This is a genomic window from uncultured Gordonia sp. (assembly GCF_937858515.1).
Lineage (GTDB): Bacteria > Actinomycetota > Actinomycetes > Mycobacteriales > Mycobacteriaceae > Gordonia.
Genome location: NZ_CALLZT010000009.1, coordinates 12,041 through 28,815 on the forward strand (window position 1 = coordinate 12,041; position 16,775 = coordinate 28,815).

The following is a 16,775-nucleotide window of genomic DNA, read 5'->3' on the forward strand; positions in this document are numbered from 1 at the left end:
CGTGTCCGCTGCGAGCGGGCACGGCCCCGAAAAGTTTCATCGGTGTTAACGGACCCGACACCCGACGCCTGCCCTGGGCGTTAGCATCGGGAATCGGGGAGCGGATCAGGAGATTCCGGGTCCCGACGCCCCGCCGGTGAGGGTGGTATCCGTGCCGCAGATGACGGTGGATGTGGACCAGGTTGTGCCGAGATATCTCGGTGTGCGAACAGGTGAGCCGGGAGGAACGGGGCCTGCGGGCGACCCGGCCGCCCACGACCGTGTGCGCAGGCATATCGAGGTCGCCGGACGCAGAGAACCGGGTACGACGACGGTGGAGGTGACCTCCACCGCGTCAGGCAACCTGGAGATCGTCATCGTGGCCGACGATATGCCGCTGCTGGTGGAGGCGGTCCTGGCGACCGTGGAGTCGTGGGCGCTGACGGTCGACGGCATCGATCACCCGGTGATGCCGGTCGTCCGCGACGACGCCGGCGTACTGACCGAGGTCGGTGAGGGGCCATCGGCCATCAGCGAGTCGTGGATCTACGTGCGGGCACTGGCCGCCAAGACGGGTATCGACGCATCCGGATTCCGCGACGGACTGATCCCGGTGATTGCCCGGGTCGCCGACGTCCACCGGGATTTCGAACAGACGCGGACCACGCTGACCGACTGCGCCGACGGATTCGCGAACGCACCGATCGACGCGGCCGAACGCGACGAATACGTGCGTCTGCTGAAATGGTTTGCGGGCCCGCAGCTTACGTTGCTGGGCCATGAATTCGCCCCGGCCGGCGCCGAGGGCGTCGGCGACCGGCTCGGCGTCTGGCGTGCAGACGGAATCGCTGCACCCGGTCACGCCGCTGCATCGCGGACACCGGTGATCTCCCGGGTGTACCTGCGTACCGGTATTCAGCGTTCGGCATACCCTGTGCTACTTCAGGTTCCGGTGTTCACGCCCGACGGTGCCCCCGCCGGCGAACACCGGTTCCTCGGCAACTTCACCACCTGGGGCCGACATCAGTCGATCCTCGACATCCCGGTGATCGGCCCCAAGGTCGACGACGTCCTGAGCGTCGCCGGCGTGGACGCCGATTCGTATGCGGGGCAATCGATCATCGAACTGTTGCAGAATTACCCACTGGTGGAATTGTTCTGGCTCAGCGCCGCCGACCTGGCGCGCCGCAGCGAGGAGATGCTCGACGCGGTGGATTCGCGTTCGCTGCGGTGGTTCGTCCGGGCCACGCCGGGCGCGCGTACCGCCTCGGTGCTGGTGTACCTACCGCGGGACAGGTATACGACGGCGTCACGGCTGAGTCTGCAGGACGAGATCGCCACCCGGTTGCAGGCCACCGACCTCGAATACACCGCGCGCGTCAGCGAACTGCCGCTGGCGCTGCTGCAATTGCTGGTCCGGGTCGATGACGAGGCGATCGCCGGACTCGGTTCTCTCGAACCCGGTTCGACCGCCCATGCCGAGATCCAGCAAGCCCTGCGCGACCGTATCCGCAGTTGGGACGACCGGGTGCGGGAGGCGGCGCCGGCGGCGGTGGCCGAATTGCTGCGGGTGCCGTCGGCGACCTTGGGGGCGGACGACGGCGCGGACACGTTGCTCGCGTTGGTTTCGGCGCTGTCTGAGGACTACAAGGAAAGCCGCACTCCGGAGGATGCGGTTGTCGACCTCGCGCATGTCGTGGGCCTGGAACCCGGCGGGATGACGGTGACCATGCGCCGGTGCGCCGCCGACTCGGCACGATGGACTTTCACGCTGTACCTGTGCGGGAAGTCGGTGAGTCTGACGGATGTCCTTCCGGTGCTGCAAAGCCTCGGCGTCGCCGTACTCGACGAACACCCGTACGGACTCGACCGGCACGACGGCGTGCGGTGCTGGGCCTACGAGTTCGGGGTGAGCCTCGCGCCGGGGATCACCATCGATCCCGACAGCGACGAGGCCGGCCTGACCCTACGGTTCACCGACGCGTTCCGGGCTCTGTGGCAGGGCGAGGCCGAGGTGGACGCCTTCAACGCGCTCATCGTGCGGTGCGGACTGGACTGGCGGGCTGTGGCCATCTTGCGTGCCTGCTACCGGTACCTGAGGCAGATCGGATTCGGTTACAGCACAGCGCATTCGGCAACCGTCCTGGGAGATGAGCGGGCCGTCACCCTGGGGCTGGTGTCGGTCTTCGAGGCATCGTTCGATCCGGCTATGGCCGACGACGGGCGCCGCGGCGACGCGGTGGCCGGGCTGCGCCGTGACATCGGTGCGGTCATCGGACTCGACGCCGACCGGATCGTCTCCGCCTTCGCCGCGACCATGCTGGCGGTGGTCCGCACCAATGTGTACGTCACCGACCGGTTGGTGCCGGGCGCGGTGATGTCGTTCAAACTCGACACGCAGAACATTCCGCAGGCCCCCGAACCTCGGCCCGTGCACGAGATCTTCGTGTACTCGCCACGCGTGGAGGGCGTGCACCTGCGCTTCGGTGCGGTGGCCCGCGGCGGGCTGCGCTGGTCCGATCGCCGGGAGGACTTCCGTACCGAGATCCTCGGGCTGGTCAAGGCACAATCGGTGAAGAATGCGGTGATCGTGCCGCTGGGAGCCAAAGGCGGCTTCGTGCTCAAACGGCCGCCGGTGCCCACCGGAGACGCCGCCGCAGACCGGGACGCCCTGCGCGAGGAGGGCGTGAAATGCTACCGGCAGTTCATCTCGGGACTGCTCGATGTCACCGACAACATCGACACGGCGACCGGCGCGGTGGTGCCCGCGCGATCGGTCGTGCGCCGCGACGGTGACGACACCTATCTGGTAGTGGCCGCAGACAAGGGCACCGCCGCGTTCTCCGACATCGCCAATGGTGTTGCCGCGCAATACGGTTTCTGGCTCGGCGACGCATTCGCCTCGGGCGGTTCGGCCGGCTACGACCACAAGGCGATGGGCATCACGGCCCGCGGCGCGTGGGAATCGGTCAAACGGCATTTCCGCGAGATCGGAATCGACACCCAGACACAGGATTTCACTGTCGTCGGGGTCGGTGACATGAGCGGTGACGTGTTCGGTAACGGGATGCTGCTGTCCGGGCACATCCGGCTGGTGGCCGCCTTCGATCATCGGCACATCTTCGTCGACCCAAATCCCGATGCGGCACAGTCATTCATCGAACGCAAGCGGTTGTTCGATCTGCCCCGGTCATCATGGGCGGAGTACGACCTGGCGCTGATCGGTGAGGGCGGCGGGGTGTGGCCGCGTGACCAGAAGGCCATACCGATCAGCCCGCAGATGGCGACCGCGCTCGGCATCGACCCGGCCGTCGACGTCCTGTCGCCGCCCGAACTTATGCGGGCGATCCTGCTCGCACCGGTGGATCTGCTGTGGAACGGCGGCATCGGCACGTACATCAAGGCGTCGACCGAATCCAATCCCGAGGTCGGTGACAAGGCCAACGACAGCATCCGGGTCGACGGCAACGAGGTCCGCGCCACCGTCGTCGGCGAAGGTGGAAACCTGGGCGTCACCGAACTCGGCCGCATCGAGTTCGACCTCGCCGGCGGCCGCATCAACACCGACGCCATGGACAATTCAGCCGGAGTCGACTGCTCCGACCACGAAGTCAACATCAAGGTCCTGCTCGACACCGCCGTCGGATCGGGCAAACTTCCAGCCGGACAACGTGACTCGTTGCTGAGCTCGATGACCGACGAGGTGGCCGAACTCGTGCTGGCCGACAACATCGCGCAGAACGCCGAACTCGGCTTCTCCCGCGCCTACGCGCTCGAGCGCGTGGAGGTGCACGCACGTATGCTCGCCTCACTCGCCGAACGCGGCGTCGACCTGCGCCTGGAGTCCCTGCCCACAGCTGCGGCCCTGCGCAAACGAGTTCACGGTGAGACCGGGCGTGCACTGACCTCACCCGAACTGGCAACGATGATGGCCCACGTGAAACTGCTCGCCAAGTCGGACCTGCTGGCCGGTGACCTCGTCGACAACGACGTCTTCGACGACCGCCTGGCCCGGTACTTTCCCGAACCGCTACGCAGCGCCTACGCCGACGAACTCCGCACACACCGGCTGCGGCGGGAGATCGTGGCCACCACCCTGGTCAACGAAGTGGTCGCACATGTCGGGGTCACCCACCTGTTCCGGCTGACAGAAGGTGCGGCGGTGGGCGCCGAAGACGGTGTGCGCGCCTTCGTGGTGGTCAACAAGGTGTTCGGGATGCGGGAGGTGTTCGACAGCATCTCCGCGGCGCCGGTTGACGTGAAGACCGTCGACGAGATGCTGAGCTACACGCGGCGCCTGATGTTCCGGGCATCGCGCTGGTTGCTGGCCGGGCGTCCCCAGCCACTGGCCGTCGCATCCGAGATCACCCGGTACGCAACGCGGGTCGCCCAGCTCTCGCCGCTTCTGCCCGGCTGGTTCGGGGCGAGTTCTGCCCGTGACGTGGACGAGCGCACCGCGGCCTATCGCGACGCCGGGGTGCCCGAGGAGATCGCGCATCAAGCCGCGATCAGTCTGCATCGCTTCTGCCTGCTCGACATCATCGACGCGGCCGAGATCTCTGAAAAGCCTGTCGCCGAGGTCGGCGCGCTCTACTTCGCGGTCATGGAACACTTCGGCATCGAGCGACTGCTCACCGCGGTCAGCGAACTCGACCACGGAGACCGCTGGCATGCCCTGGCGCGCTTGGCATTACGTGACGACATGCACGCCACGCTGCGGGCGGTCACCCAGCAGGTCCTCGAGCACGGTGCACCGGGGGAGTCGCCCGCCGATATGATCAACGAGTGGTCGCACTCACAATCGTCCCGGCTGGCGCGGGTGCGGTCGATGCTCGTCGAGATCGAGGAGTCGGGAACACTCGATCTCGCGACGCTGTCGGTGGCCACTCGTCAGCTGCGTAGCCTGCTGCGCTGAGCGTGGGGGTGTACGCGCCTCGCCACGCCGCCGCGACCTGCACGTAGGGTGGCATGGGAATGTGCCGGTCACCGGTACACCGCAGGCGACGATCGTGACGAGAGGACCGCACGTGCAGGTTGTGGAGGACGAGGGCACCAAGACAGAGCACGGCTACCTGGTGAAGGTGCCGGTGCGCTGGTCGGACATGGACGTCTACCAGCACATCAATCACGCCCGGATGGTCACCCTGCTGGAAGAGGCGCGCATCCCGTGGTTGTTCTACGACGGCCGGCCCACGGTGACGCTGCGCTCGGGTTGTGTGGTCGCCGACCTGCACGTGAAGTACCAGATGCAGCTCCGGCACGACGAGGGGCCGCTTGAGGTGACGATGTTCACTCAGCAGGTGCGGGCCGTCGACTTCACCGTTGGATACGAGGTTCGCCCCAAGGGCGGGGCACCAGATTCCAAGCCGGCGATCGTGGCCTCCACACAGCTGGTCGCTTTCGACGTAGATACCCAGCGTCTGCGCCGGCTCACTCCGGAGGAGAAGGCGTACCTGCTCGAGTTCGCGAGATGATCGGACACGGCGCCGAACGCTGGGTACAGGCGGCGAGTGCCTCCGACCGCGCCGATGCGCTGGCGTTCGTCGCGCGAGCAGCCAGGATGAATGAGGCCGCCGTGATCCGGTTACAGGGGCGACCCGACGGACGGCTCGGCCTGTGGACCCACACCGGTTTCGACGTGCTCGCCACGCGGTCGATCGTCGGGGGCTCGGCGCCGGCCGACATCGTCTGCGACGCCGAACAACTGCGCACGGTGCTGGCGGTGGCCGACGCCGGTACCCGGGTCGATCCCGGCTTCACGTTCGCAAGTGCCTGGAAGGGGGCGCTGCCACCGGCGTCCGGCTACGTCCACGTCGACGACGTGCCCGCCCGGTCGGTGGTCGAACTCGCCCGCAGTGGAGCCAAGCTGGCCCGTACCGAGGGCAGCGCGCACGGGCCCGCGACAGGGCTGCTCGACCAGGTCGTCCTCGAGGCTTCAGCACTCGACGGACGACAGCCGGTGGCTATCATCCTGCGATCGGTCTTCGCGCTGACCGCCATGGGATTCATCCGTGACGCCGACGGCCGCGAGGTCACCGATACCTCGGAACTGACCAGGATCGCCGACGACGAGCCGGTGCGGGTGCGGGCGTCGCCGGCCTGGATCCGGATCGACGCCCGCTACGGGTCGGTCTACCAGCGCCGCACTCGGGATCTGACCGTCACCGCTCTGTGACGGCTGCGTCCTCTGCCGGCACGTCGCGGGATCACACGAGCCAGGCCGCAGATCTCGCCGGTAGCAGACCGTCGGTGAGTGGGTAGCTCGACAGCAGCACCGTACCCGGCGGCAACTCCACCGGTTGGTCGGTGGTGTTGAGTGCGCAGATCAGATGGCCCTCGGACCGGCGGAACGCCAGGCAGCCGTCCGGGGCGCCATACCATTCGACCGTCGAACCCGTGAATTCCTTACGGGTATAACGCAACTCGATCGCCCTGCGGTACAGCGACAGCGTAGATCCCGCATCTTCGAGCTGCGTTTCCACCGTGAACGGGGCCCACGAATCCGGCATCGGCAGCCACGTGTCGGCGGCGGCACTGAAACCATAGGGAGGTTCGGTGCCTTCCCACGGGATCGGCACCCGGCAGTTGTCGCGGCCCCGTTCGGTGTGGCCCGATCGTTCCCACACAGGATCCTGCAGGGCTTCGTCCGGGAGGTCGGCGTTCGGCAGTCCGAGCTCGGCACCGTTATAGATGAAGATCGATCCCGGCAACGCCAACTCGACCAGCGCCATCGCCCGGGCGGCCAGAATGCCGTCGGCGAGCGCCACCTCCGGATCGGCCCCGTCGGGATCTGTGGTGTCTGGTGTGTAGCGGCTGACCTCCCTGTCGACATCGTGATTGGACAGGGTCCACGTCGGGACGCCGTTGACGCTCAGCACCGCCTCCAGCGAGTTCTCGATCGCCGCCCGGACCGACTCCGCTGTGAATTCGGCCTTGGCGAGCCGGAAATTGAACCCCAGATGCAGTTCGTCGGGCCGCAGGTACTCGGCGAATCGCTCGTTGTCCTCGACCCAGATCTCACCCACGTTGGCCGCACCCGGATAGTCGTCCATCACCCGGCGGATCTTGCGGTGGATCGCGTGCACCGCATAGTTGTTGAAGCGCGGATCGTCGTCGTTGTTCTCCAGCAGGCGAGTGGCATCCAGATCCATGTCGGGCAGATCCTCGGGCTTGGCCATGCCGTGCGCCACGTCGATCCGGAAACCGTCGACGCCGCGGTCGAGCCAGAACCGCAGGGTCTTCTCCAGGTCGTCGAAAACCTCCGGATTCTCCCAGTTCAGGTCGGGCTGTTCGGGGGCGAAGATGTGCATGTACCACTGGCCCGGCGAGCCGTCGGCCTCGGTGACGCGGTGCCAGGCGGGGCCACCGAACACGCTGAGCCAGTTGTTGGGTGGTTCGTCGCCGCCTTCGCCGCGCCCGTCGCGGAAGATGTAGCGCGCCCGCTCGGGGCTTCCCGGACCCGCGGCCAGCGCTGCCCGGAACCATTCGTGCTGATCGCTGGTGTGATTGGGTACCAGGTCCATGGTCACCCGGATGTCACGGGCGTGTGCCTCGGCGATCAGGTTGTCGAACAACGCGATGCTGCCGAAAACCGGGTCGATATCGCGGGGATCGGACACGTCGTATCCGTGATCGGCCATGGGGGAGCACATGATCGGGCTCAGCCAGATGGCGTCCACACCCAGCAGTTCCAGGTATCCAAGCCTGCTGATGACGCCGACGAGATCGCCGACGCCGTCGCCGTTGGCATCGGAGAACGACCGCGGATAGATCTGATAAAAGATCGCATTGCGCCACCACGTGGTGTCCGAAGTATCGAGCTGCGTGGCATCGGACGGGGCGACAGGAGGCTTCGGGGAGACAGGAGGCTTCGGGGAGGGCGCCTCGGGCTCTGGCGCGGGTGTCGCGGCCTCGAGAGAGGGTGCAGTAGCCGGCTCGACGTCCTCGGCGTGTTCCTCCTCGGCGTGTTCCTCGGGCTCGTCCTCGGCGTGGTCCTCGACGTGTTCCCCGGGCTCGACCGCTTCCTCAGAATCGGTCGTTTCCGCCGTTTCCGCCGTTTCCGCAGGTTCGGCATCTTCCGCGAGTTCGGCATCGTCGTTTTGGGCCTCGTCGACCACGGCCGGGTCCTCGGGGTCGTCCGGGGCCTCAGGGTCTTCGGCGCTGTCCGGGTCGTCGGCCGGCTCGGCGCTCGTGGTGGCCTCGGTGTGCTCGACGTCGTCCTGACCCGCCGCGTCCTCCTGCTCGGGTTCGCCGGTCTCGTCCGGCGCCGCGTCACCGCCGGTGCCCGTAGCCGGAGTTTCGTCGGAGGGGTCGAACGGGGGTCCGGCCGGGGCGTCAGGGGATGTCTGGTCGCTCACCATCGTAATTTTGCCCTAATTGCGTCGCCGGTCCTAAACCTACCTCGGGTTCGGTTGCGTTCGTGTCGTGACAATCTCCGGACAAAGTGTCAGGAATCTCGGCCGTGTGGAACTCAGAACGTCGAGTTGACCATCATCTGCGCGGCCATCTCCACGTACTCGGTCAATGCCTGCCGGTGGGCGGCATCGAGGGTCGAATCCTCGATCGAGGAGATCGCCGTGTGCATGCACCGCAACCAGGCGTCCTTCTCGATCGGGCCGATCCGGTAGGGGTTGTGGCGCATTCTCAGACGCGGATGGCCGCGCTGATCGGAGTACGTGCGGGGACCTCCCCAATACTGTTCGAGAAACATGCGCAGTCGCTGTTGCGCGGGGCCGAGATCTTCCTCGGGATACATCGGTCGCAGAACCTCGTCACGCGCGACTTCCTCGTAGAAGCGTGCGGCGATGCGGTCGAATGTGTCGCTGCCGCCCACCGCGTCGTAGAAGGTCTGCTGGGCCGGTGCCGGCCCGGGGCTGTCGGAACTCACATGGACCATTGTCGCGGCCGACGGGCACAGCATCAAACAACACCCGCCGATCGACCGGCGGTGGCGAGATTATTTCCCGTGCGTCCGGTGCACAACCGTGGTCAACTGGTCACGTCAGGATCTTGACCTGGGAGGCACCATGACGCGACACGCGCACCACAGCCCGCGAGGCGGTGCCGAGCGCGAGACCGGCACGCGGGCACGTGTGACCGTGCTGCCCGGTGCCGGAGAGATCCGCGCTATGCCCGATGAGAGCGGCCGCGGTGCACCGTTCTGGAGCAGGCGACGGGTCCTGCTGCTCAACGCCACCTTCGAGCCGCTCACGGCCGTCACCATCAGGCGGGCGATCGTGCTGGTGCTGCGTGATCGCGCCGACGTGGTGCATGCCGACGCCGCCGGTAACAGCGTTCACTCGGCCGGCATGGCGATGCCGGTTCCCACCGTGATCCGGTTGCGTACCTATGTCCGGGTTCCGTACCGGGCGTCGGTTCCGCTGACCCGGGCCGCGCTCATGCATCGTGACCAGTTCCGGTGCGGGTACTGCGGGACGAAGGCCACCACCATCGACCACATCATGCCGCGCAGCCGCGGTGGTGGGCACAGCTGGGAGAACTGCGTGGCGTGCTGTGCGAACTGTAACCATCGCAAGGCCGACAAGCTGCTCAGCGAACTCGGCTGGACCCTGCGCGTGGCGCCGGCCGCGCCCAAGGGCCGGCATTGGCGGCTGCTCGCAACCGTCAAGGTCATCGATCCCGACTGGGTCCAGTACATCGACGCCGGTGCCGCCTGAGGGTGCGGAAGGCGGCGCCGACATCGCGGTCTACGACACTGCGTAGGGGTAAGTGCCCGCCGGGCGGCCGGGTGGTCTAAATTGATCACCAATAGGTGCACCACACTGATCGGAAGGGTGACATGGAAGACCTGATCGTCCCAATCGGAGTGCCCATCACAATCCTCGTCGTGCTGTCTGTAGTGGCGTGCGTGGTGTCGATGACGTTCTCCGGCGGGCTGAAGTACCCCAAGGTGCAGATCTACACCCTTGACCAGAAGTGGACGCACAAGCCGCTGCTGTTCAGCGCCACCGATATCGCGCCGATGACGGCCGAGCGGCACGCGGAGTCCGACGACGTAAACGGAGGTACGGCAAGTGGCAAGTGGTGACGTAGCCCATAACGCGGGCGATCTGGCGACCGCATCGAGCGCACTGCCGATGGGAACGGTCGTCACCAACAGCGGCCGGGTGTCGGCCACCCGGTTCCCGGGTGACGCGCCCACCACACCGCCGTTCAGCCACGACGACCTGATCGCTCTCGACGACGCGCTGAAGGAATCCAGCGAGGTCGCGCACGTGCGATTCTCGGTGTTCATCGGTGACTTGGGCGCCGACGCGGTCGCCGACGCCAAGGCCATCCTCGGGAAGGCTCCCGAGCCGTACAACGGTGCGCTCATCGCGGTCTCGCCCAACACCAAGGACGTCGTCGTCGTGTCCGGTAAGGATGTCGCCGACCGCGTCAACGACCGAGTCGCCCAGCTCGGTGTGTCCGCGGCGATCACCAGCATTCGGCAGGGCAACCTGATCGATGGATTGGTCGCGGCGCTGCACGTGATGGCCACCGCGGCCGCGGGTTCCTGACGTACCGGCATAACTCAGCAGATCGGCCGCTCACCCTCGCGGGGTGAGCGGCCGATCTGCTGTTCGGGGTGGGCGTCAGGACTTGGCCGTCGCGTCCCGCGGTGCCGACTGCTCGTCCTCGCCGGCAGGCAGGTGCAGTTGGTCCTCGTCGAGCATGTCCGCCTCGTTGAACGGATTGCGGCCGCTGAGCACGTCGTCGACACGGGCCTTGTCGATCGTCGAGGTCCAGGTGCCGATCAGGATGGTGGCGACGGCGTTGCCGGAGAAGTTGGTCACCGCGCGGGCCTCGGACATGAATCGGTCGATGCCGACGATCAGACCGACACCGTCGAGCATCTCGGGGCGGTGCGCTTGCAGTCCGCCGGCGAGGGTGGCCAGACCCGCGCCGCTCACCCCGGCCGCGCCCTTGGACGCGATGATCATGAACACCAGCAGACCGATCTGCTCGCCGATGGACAGCGGATCGCCCATGGCGTCGGCGATGAAGATCGATGCCATCGTCAGGTAGATGGCCGTTCCGTCGAGGTTGAACGAATAGCCGGTGGGCACAACCACACCCACCGTCGACTGGCTGACCCCGACGTGTTCCATCTTGGCGATCAGGCGGGGGAGCGCCGACTCCGACGACGAGGTCGCGAAGATCAGCAGGTACTCGCGGGCCAGATAGCGCACCAGCTTGAAGATGGACACCCCGGTGAAGGTCCGCAGGATGACGCCGAGCACACCGAAGACGAAGATCAGGCAGGTGATGTAGAAGCCGAGCATCAGCATCAGCAACTGTCCGACGGCCTTCCAGCCGGTCTGGCCGACGACACCGGCGATCGCGCCGAACGCACCGATCGGCGCGACCCACAGGATCATCGTAAGCACCTTGAACACCAGCTTCTGCAGGTAGGCGATCGAGTTGAGGATCGGTTCGCCGACGCGGCCCATGCCCTGGATCGCGAAACCCACCAGCAGGGCCACGAACAGGGCCTGCAGCACGCTGCCCTCGGTGAGCGCGGAGAACATCGACGTGGGAATGATGCTCTGGATGAACTCGATCGTCCCGCCGGACTCATGTGCCTTGTCGGCCAGTTCGGCGCCCTTGCCGGGGTCCGACTCGATGTCCAGGCCCGAGCCGGGTTTGATCAGGTTGCCCACGACGAGCCCGATGGCCAGCGCGAGCGTGGACATCGCCAGGAAGTACACGAACGCGAGCCCGCCGACCTTGCCGACGGTGGCCGCCTGGCGCACCGACCCGATGCCCAGCACGATGGTGCAGAAGATGACCGGGGCGATCATCATCTTGATCAGGTCCACGAACATGGTGCCCAGGAAGGCGATGTCCTTGCCGACCCCCGGTGCCGCCAGCCCGACGATCACACCGCCGACGACGGCCGCGATGACCGCCAGATACAGCCAGTGCGTCCGGTCGCGTTTGGTGACGATCCGTTCGGGTGACGGTGCGGGCACGGATTCCTCGTTATCCGATCTGAACGTCATGTGCTGCCTTTCCTCTGTGGTTCCGCTGCTGTGGTTTCTGGTGTGACACCGCACGCTCCGACGTATGTGACGGTATGAATTGTGGGGGATGTCCGTGACTCGGGTCACGGTTCTGTTCATTTCGTTCACTTCGCATTAACAGCGACGGGAAAGGGGCTGTGTGCGCAGGCTGATACCGCGGACGCTGGCCGGCCAGTCGGTCGCGCTCGTACTGCTCGGGGTGATCGTGATCGTCGTGGGGGCGGGCACGCTGGCCGTCGTCGATGCGCGTTCCGATGCCGACAGCATGGCCCGCAAAGAGGTCACTGCCATCGCCGTGAGTGTGGCGGAGATGCCGGCCACTGCCGAGGCATTGTCGGCTGCGCGGCCGTCGGCGATCCTGCAGGAGATCACCGAACGCATCCGCCGTAAGAGCGGGGTCGCGTTCATCACGATCATGGGTCCGGACGGCACCCGGTTCACCCACACCAACCCCGACAGAATCGGTGAGAAGTACCTCGGGAGCACAGCGCAGGCGTTGGCCGGGCTTATCTACACCGAGACCTACACCGGAACACTGGGCCCCTCCATCCGTACCATCGCCCCGGTGCACGGCGACGATGGGACGGTCGTCGGTATGGTGGCCGTCGGAATCACGCAGCAGACCCTCGCTCAAGGGTGGCGTTCGCAGCTTCCGCTGATCGTCGCGGTGGCGCTGGCGGCGCTCCTGGCAGCGGTCGCGGGGCTGGCGTTGATCAGGCGGCGGCTGCTGCGGGCGACGGGCGGTCTGGCACCCCGCGACCTGCGGATCATGTACGAGCACCACGACGCGGTGCTGCACGCGGTGCACGAGGGCCTGGTGGTGATCGAGGACGGGCGAATAGTGCTCAGTAACGACGAGGCGCGGCGGCTGCTCGGTGAGCCGGAACCGGACCTGACCGACGCGCCGGAGTTTCTGAGGGAGAACGGACTGATCCTCGACGACGAACTGGTCGCCCATCGAGGCCGGATACTTCTGGTGAACCGGGCCCAGGTGCCCGGTACGCATGCCTCCGCGGTGGTGACCGTCCGCGACCGCACCGAACTGTCCGAGGCGATGGGTGAACTCGACTCGATGACGCGGTTCGCCGAGGCTCTGAGGTCGCAGGCGCACGAGTCGGCCAACCGGATGCACACCATTGTCGCGATGATCGAGATGGGGCGGGCCGGCGACGCATCGCGGATGGCGACCACCGAACTGGAACTGTCCCAGCATCTGATCGACACCATGACAGAGGCGGTGAGCGAACCTGCGCTGGTGGCGCTTCTGCTGGGCAAGAGCGCACAGGCCGCCGAGCGTGGCATCGCCCTGACCTTGACCGAGGATTCGCAACTCGACGATTCCGCGACCGCGGTGTTGTCGCCGCGTGACATGGTCACGGTGGTGGGCAACCTCGTCGACAACGCGCTCGACGCCGCCGATCCGGACGATCCCTGGGTGGAGGTGTCGGTCGCCGGAGACCGGTCGGGGGTGACGATCGTCGTGGCCGACAGCGGCCCCGGAATGGATCCGGAGACCTTCGTGGCGGCCCGACAGCGGGGATTCTCCACCAAGTCCGGCGGCGACGCCCGGGGCCGGGGCCTCGGTCTGGCGCTGGTAGTGCAGGTGGTTGCCGCACACGACGGTGAACTGCGTGCCGAGAACACCTACGGATCGGTGGTCAGCGTCGTGATACCGGCGCCGACGATGGCAGCGGCCACGGGGTCCGGAGGCGCACGATGATCCGGGTCATGATCGTGGAGGACGACCCGCTGATCGCCGCCGCACACCGCGAATACCTTGACAGGATAGGCGGATTCGAGGTGATCGCGGCTGTCACGACGGCGCAGCAGGCGATGCGCACGGCGTCGGAGGCCGCTCGCGCCTGTACCCCGATCGCGCTGACCCTGCTCGATCTCGGGCTGCCCGACGCCAGCGGAATCGACCTCGCGGCAGCCCTGTCGGGTGTCCGGCCCGGCCCGGACATCATCGCGATCACCGCCCAGCGAGACCTCGCCAGTGTGCGCAGCGCGATGTCGCACGGGGTGCTGCTGTACCTGCTGAAACCGTTCACGTTCGCGGGTTTCCAGGAGAAGATCCAGCAGTATCTGCGCTATCGCGACGCACTCGGCTCCGGGATGGACGCGGTCAGCCAGCGGGACGTGGACCGGGCCCTGGCGGTGTTGCGCACCGCCGACGGCCGCAGTACCGCCCGCAAGGGTGCCGCACCCGGCACCGAGGACGCTGTGGGCCGCGCCGTCCGCGACTCCGACGACGGCCTCACCGCATCGGAAGTCGCTGTGGCCGTGGGTAGTTCACGAGTCACAGCGTGGCGCTACCTCGAACGGCTCGCCGACGACGGCACCGTCGCCCGGATTACCGAATACGGCAACACCGGCCGGCCTCAGATCCGCTACCGTTGGCGGCGCTGACTTCGATTGTCCCCGTTCAGAACTGGTCAGCCCAGTCCTGTCCTTCGGAGATCGCGCCCATCGTGGACTGGCCGTCGAGTGCTTCGCGGATGATGTCGGCGTGCCCACTGTGGTGGGCGTACTCGCGGATCTTGTTGAGCACGATGGTGCGTACCGTCGACCATTCCCGCTCCGGTGCCCACGGTGCCGTCGGCAGCGGAATCATCTCGTCCAGGCTGCTCACGCCGACGACAGCCGCATCGAAAGCCTCTACCGCGGCGTCGAACTCGGCCAGAGCACCCTCGAAGGTCTCGTCGGGGAGCAGGTCGTAGTCGTGGGCGAGTGCCGCCATGTCGATCGCGGCGTTCTCGTCGCGCCCGATGATTTGCTCGGTGCTGCCCCGGGTGCCCGAGGCCAGATGCTTGACGAGACCGCCGAGCGTCAAAGTACTGACAGTGGTGCGTTGTCGTGCTTGTTCCTCGGTCAGGTTGCGCACGGTGATCCGGAACAGGTTGCGCTGATCGGTGAGGATGGTCAGCAGCTCGCGCTTTTCTCCGGTGACATCGGGGACGGTGACTGCGGTATAGAGGCCCATCGGATTCTCGTTTCGTCGGTTCGGTCCATGACCTCTCCGACGCTACGACCCATAGCGGACACCTTCGGTCCGTGTTACCTGGCAGTCTCGGCGATCGGGGTGATATACCTCGATCGCCGAGACCTCGGAGGCTCAGCTCGCGTCGAAGGCCTGGTTGCGTAGGGAACGGGCGACGCCGTCGCGGCCCTCGGAGATCAGCCGGCGCAGCGCCGACGGGTGTTCTCCGGTGAGGAAAGCGTCGGCGGCGGCGATGGCTTCGTCGTTGATCGCCCAACTCGGGTATAGACCCAGGACGACGGTCTGGGCGACCTCGCTGGAGCGACGCTCCCAGATGTCGGGGATGGCGGCGAAGTACTTGGCGACGTACTCGCCGAGCAGTCCGCCCTGACCCGAACGGGCGAAGCCCTCGATCAGGGTGCGGGTGTAGATGTTGGCCAGAGCGTCGTTCTCAGTGGCCTGAGTCCACGTGTGCGCCTTGGCTTCCGGCAGCGGACGCGATGCGCGGGCGGCCGCGGCCTGACGGGTGCCGGCGGCGGTGTTGTCGCGCTGCTCCTCGGCGTCGATGACCGGCGTGGACTCCGGGTCGGGGTCGATCGCACCGGCGGTCGCCAAGGCGCGCACCAGCTTCCACCGCAGATCGGTGTCGACCTTCAGCTTGGCCAAGCCGTGCGTGCCGGGGTCGTCACCGTCGAGAAGTCCACGGACGAGCGGGATCTGGTCGTCGTTCAGGCGTCCTGCGAGCAGCGTGTTGACGAAGGCGAGCTGATGGTCGGAGCCGGCGTCGGATGCCTGGGCCAGTTCCAGCACGCGGGCGGAGAACTCCGGCCAGCCCGTCGCATCCGCCCACGAGGGATCGGCGTACGAGTCGAGGGCGGTGGTGGTTTGCAACAGAACCCGCTGCACCACACCGATTTCCGATTCGGCGGCGATACCCGCCGACACCAGCGCCACGAAGTCGCGAGCCTTCATCTCGGCCTGGCGGGTCATCTCCCACGCCGCCGACCAGATCAGCGTGCGCGGCATCGAGTCCGCGATGTCGGCGACCCGTGAGGTGGCCGTCGCCAGCGATTCGGGATCCAGGCGCACCGACGCGTAGGTCAGGTCGCCGTCGTTGAGAAGGACCAGAGCGCCGCGCGAGATCCCGACGAGACCGGGCACCTCGGTGGTCGCACCTTCCACGTCGAGTTCGACACTGTGGGTCTGTTCGAGTTTGCCCGAGCCGTTGTCGTCGTAGATGCCCACCCGCAGCCGGTGCACGCGGGTCTCACCCGCACCGGGCTGCGCGCCCTCCTGCACGACGGCGAAACGCGTGAACTTCCCCTCCGCGTCGACGTCGAAATCGGGGCGGATCACGTTGATACCGGTGGTCCGCAGCCACTGACTGCCCCAGTCCGACAGATCTCGTCCAGACGAATGTTCCAGTGCCGCAAGAAGATTCGAGAAAGTGGCGTTTCCGAACTTGTGGGCGTCGAAGTAGTCGCGCAATCCGGCCAGGAACGGCTCGAGACCCACGTAGGCGACGAGTTGCTTGAGTACCGACGCGCCCTTGGCGTAGGTGATGCCGTCGAAGTTGACCTCCACCGCGGCGATATCGGGGATGTCGGCGGCCACCGGATGCGTCGAGGGCAGCTGATCCTGCCGGTACGCCCACGACTTCTCGACGTTGGCGAAGGTGGTCCACGCACTCTTGTACTCGGTGGCCTCGGCCTGGCACAGGACGGAGGCGAAGGTGGCGAAGGACTCGTTGAGCCACAGGTCATCCCACCAGTCCATGGTGACCAGGTCGC

The 16,775-nt window shown here is 66.7% G+C and carries 13 protein-coding genes; 8 read left to right on the forward strand and 5 right to left on the reverse strand.

The annotated features are described in order from the left end of the window. Positions 1-160: 160 nt before the first annotated feature. From Q0627_RS00720 to Q0627_RS00730, 3 genes are all read left to right on the forward strand, one after another. On the forward strand, positions 161-4,894 hold the full coding sequence (locus tag Q0627_RS00720; protein ID WP_291020609.1) for an NAD-glutamate dehydrogenase: 4,734 nt from the start codon (positions 161-163) through the stop codon (positions 4,892-4,894). 94 nt (positions 4,895-4,988) lie between these two features. Beyond that, a complete protein-coding gene (locus tag Q0627_RS00725) occupies positions 4,989-5,453 on the forward strand; it encodes a thioesterase family protein (RefSeq protein WP_291020519.1) in 465 nt (154 codons plus the stop codon). Continuing rightward, positions 5,450-6,154, forward strand: coding sequence for a hypothetical protein (locus Q0627_RS00730; RefSeq protein WP_291020521.1), 705 nt, complete (start codon positions 5,450-5,452; stop codon positions 6,152-6,154). Before Q0627_RS00725 ends, Q0627_RS00730 begins: the two co-directional genes overlap by 4 nt. A 31-nt stretch (positions 6,155-6,185) precedes the next feature. On the opposite strand, the gene Q0627_RS00735 is transcribed toward Q0627_RS00730, so the two are convergent. Both Q0627_RS00735 and Q0627_RS00740 read right to left on the reverse strand, forming a co-directional pair. Beyond that, positions 6,186-8,336 carry an alpha-amylase family glycosyl hydrolase gene (locus tag Q0627_RS00735; protein ID WP_291020523.1) on the reverse strand — a complete coding sequence of 717 codons (2,151 nt, stop codon included), beginning with the start codon at positions 8,334-8,336 and terminating at the stop codon, positions 6,186-6,188. Between the two features lie 113 nt (positions 8,337-8,449). Further along, positions 8,450-8,875 (reverse strand): globin, encoded by a 426-nt coding sequence (locus Q0627_RS00740; protein WP_291020611.1) that lies wholly within the window; start codon positions 8,873-8,875, stop codon positions 8,450-8,452. Positions 8,876-9,107: 232 nt separating this feature from the next. On the opposite strand from Q0627_RS00740, the gene Q0627_RS00745 reads away from it, so the two are divergent. The 3 genes from Q0627_RS00745 (at position 9,108) to Q0627_RS00755 (ending at position 10,499) form a co-directional block, all read left to right on the forward strand. Further along, on the forward strand, positions 9,108-9,656 hold the full coding sequence (locus tag Q0627_RS00745) for an HNH endonuclease (protein WP_291020613.1): 549 nt from the start codon (positions 9,108-9,110) through the stop codon (positions 9,654-9,656). A gap of 122 nt (positions 9,657-9,778) precedes the next feature. Further along, positions 9,779-10,027 (forward strand): hypothetical protein, encoded by a 249-nt coding sequence (locus Q0627_RS00750; protein WP_291020525.1) that lies wholly within the window; start codon positions 9,779-9,781, stop codon positions 10,025-10,027. Continuing rightward, complete coding sequence (locus Q0627_RS00755) at positions 10,014-10,499, forward strand: DUF5130 domain-containing protein (protein ID WP_291020527.1); 486 nt, start codon at positions 10,014-10,016, stop codon at positions 10,497-10,499. The genes Q0627_RS00750 and Q0627_RS00755 overlap by 14 nt, the downstream gene beginning before the upstream one ends. Positions 10,500-10,574: 75 nt before the next feature. Here the strand turns inward: Q0627_RS00755 and Q0627_RS00760 are convergent, their stop codons facing one another. Then, positions 10,575-11,984: a cation:dicarboxylate symporter family transporter gene (locus Q0627_RS00760; RefSeq protein WP_291020528.1), complete on the reverse strand. Its 1,410-nt coding sequence runs from the start codon at positions 11,982-11,984 to the stop codon at positions 10,575-10,577. Between the two features lie 160 nt (positions 11,985-12,144). Between Q0627_RS00760 and Q0627_RS00765 the strand changes: the two genes are divergently transcribed. Together Q0627_RS00765 and Q0627_RS00770 are read left to right on the forward strand one after the other, a co-directional pair. After that, the gene (locus Q0627_RS00765) at positions 12,145-13,725 is read left to right on the forward strand and encodes an ATP-binding protein (RefSeq protein ID WP_291020530.1); all 1,581 of its coding nucleotides are present in this window, start codon (positions 12,145-12,147) and stop codon (positions 13,723-13,725) included. After that, positions 13,722-14,414 (forward strand): response regulator, encoded by a 693-nt coding sequence (locus Q0627_RS00770; protein ID WP_291020531.1) that lies wholly within the window; start codon positions 13,722-13,724, stop codon positions 14,412-14,414. Before Q0627_RS00765 ends, Q0627_RS00770 begins: the two co-directional genes overlap by 4 nt. A 16-nt stretch (positions 14,415-14,430) precedes the next feature. Here the strand turns inward: Q0627_RS00770 and Q0627_RS00775 are convergent, their stop codons facing one another. Both Q0627_RS00775 and Q0627_RS00780 read right to left on the reverse strand, forming a co-directional pair. Continuing rightward, complete coding sequence (locus Q0627_RS00775) at positions 14,431-14,988, reverse strand: DinB family protein (protein WP_291020532.1); 558 nt, start codon at positions 14,986-14,988, stop codon at positions 14,431-14,433. A 132-nt stretch (positions 14,989-15,120) separates the two neighbouring features. Further along, positions 15,121-16,775: ERAP1-like C-terminal domain-containing protein (locus Q0627_RS00780; RefSeq protein WP_298807167.1), on the reverse strand; the 1,655-nt coding region annotated here is incomplete at its 5' end.

Bases quoted from the DNA above. Each gene is read 5' to 3' on its own strand.
- Q0627_RS00720 (WP_291020609.1), top strand. From the start codon at position 161: ATGACGGTGGATGTGGACCAGGTTGTGCCGAGATATCTCGGTGTGCGA.
- Q0627_RS00730 (WP_291020521.1), top strand. From the start codon at position 5,450: ATGATCGGACACGGCGCCGAACGCTGGGTACAGGCGGCGAGTGCCTCC.
- Q0627_RS00740 (WP_291020611.1), bottom strand. From the start codon at position 8,875: ATGGTCCATGTGAGTTCCGACAGCCCCGGGCCGGCACCGGCCCAGCAG.
- Q0627_RS00745 (WP_291020613.1), top strand. From the start codon at position 9,108: ATGCCCGATGAGAGCGGCCGCGGTGCACCGTTCTGGAGCAGGCGACGG.
- Q0627_RS00750 (WP_291020525.1), top strand. From the start codon at position 9,779: ATGGAAGACCTGATCGTCCCAATCGGAGTGCCCATCACAATCCTCGTC.
- Q0627_RS00760 (WP_291020528.1), bottom strand. From the start codon at position 11,984: ATGACGTTCAGATCGGATAACGAGGAATCCGTGCCCGCACCGTCACCC.
- Q0627_RS00770 (WP_291020531.1), top strand. From the start codon at position 13,722: ATGATCCGGGTCATGATCGTGGAGGACGACCCGCTGATCGCCGCCGCA.
- Q0627_RS00775 (WP_291020532.1), bottom strand. From the start codon at position 14,988: ATGGGCCTCTATACCGCAGTCACCGTCCCCGATGTCACCGGAGAAAAG.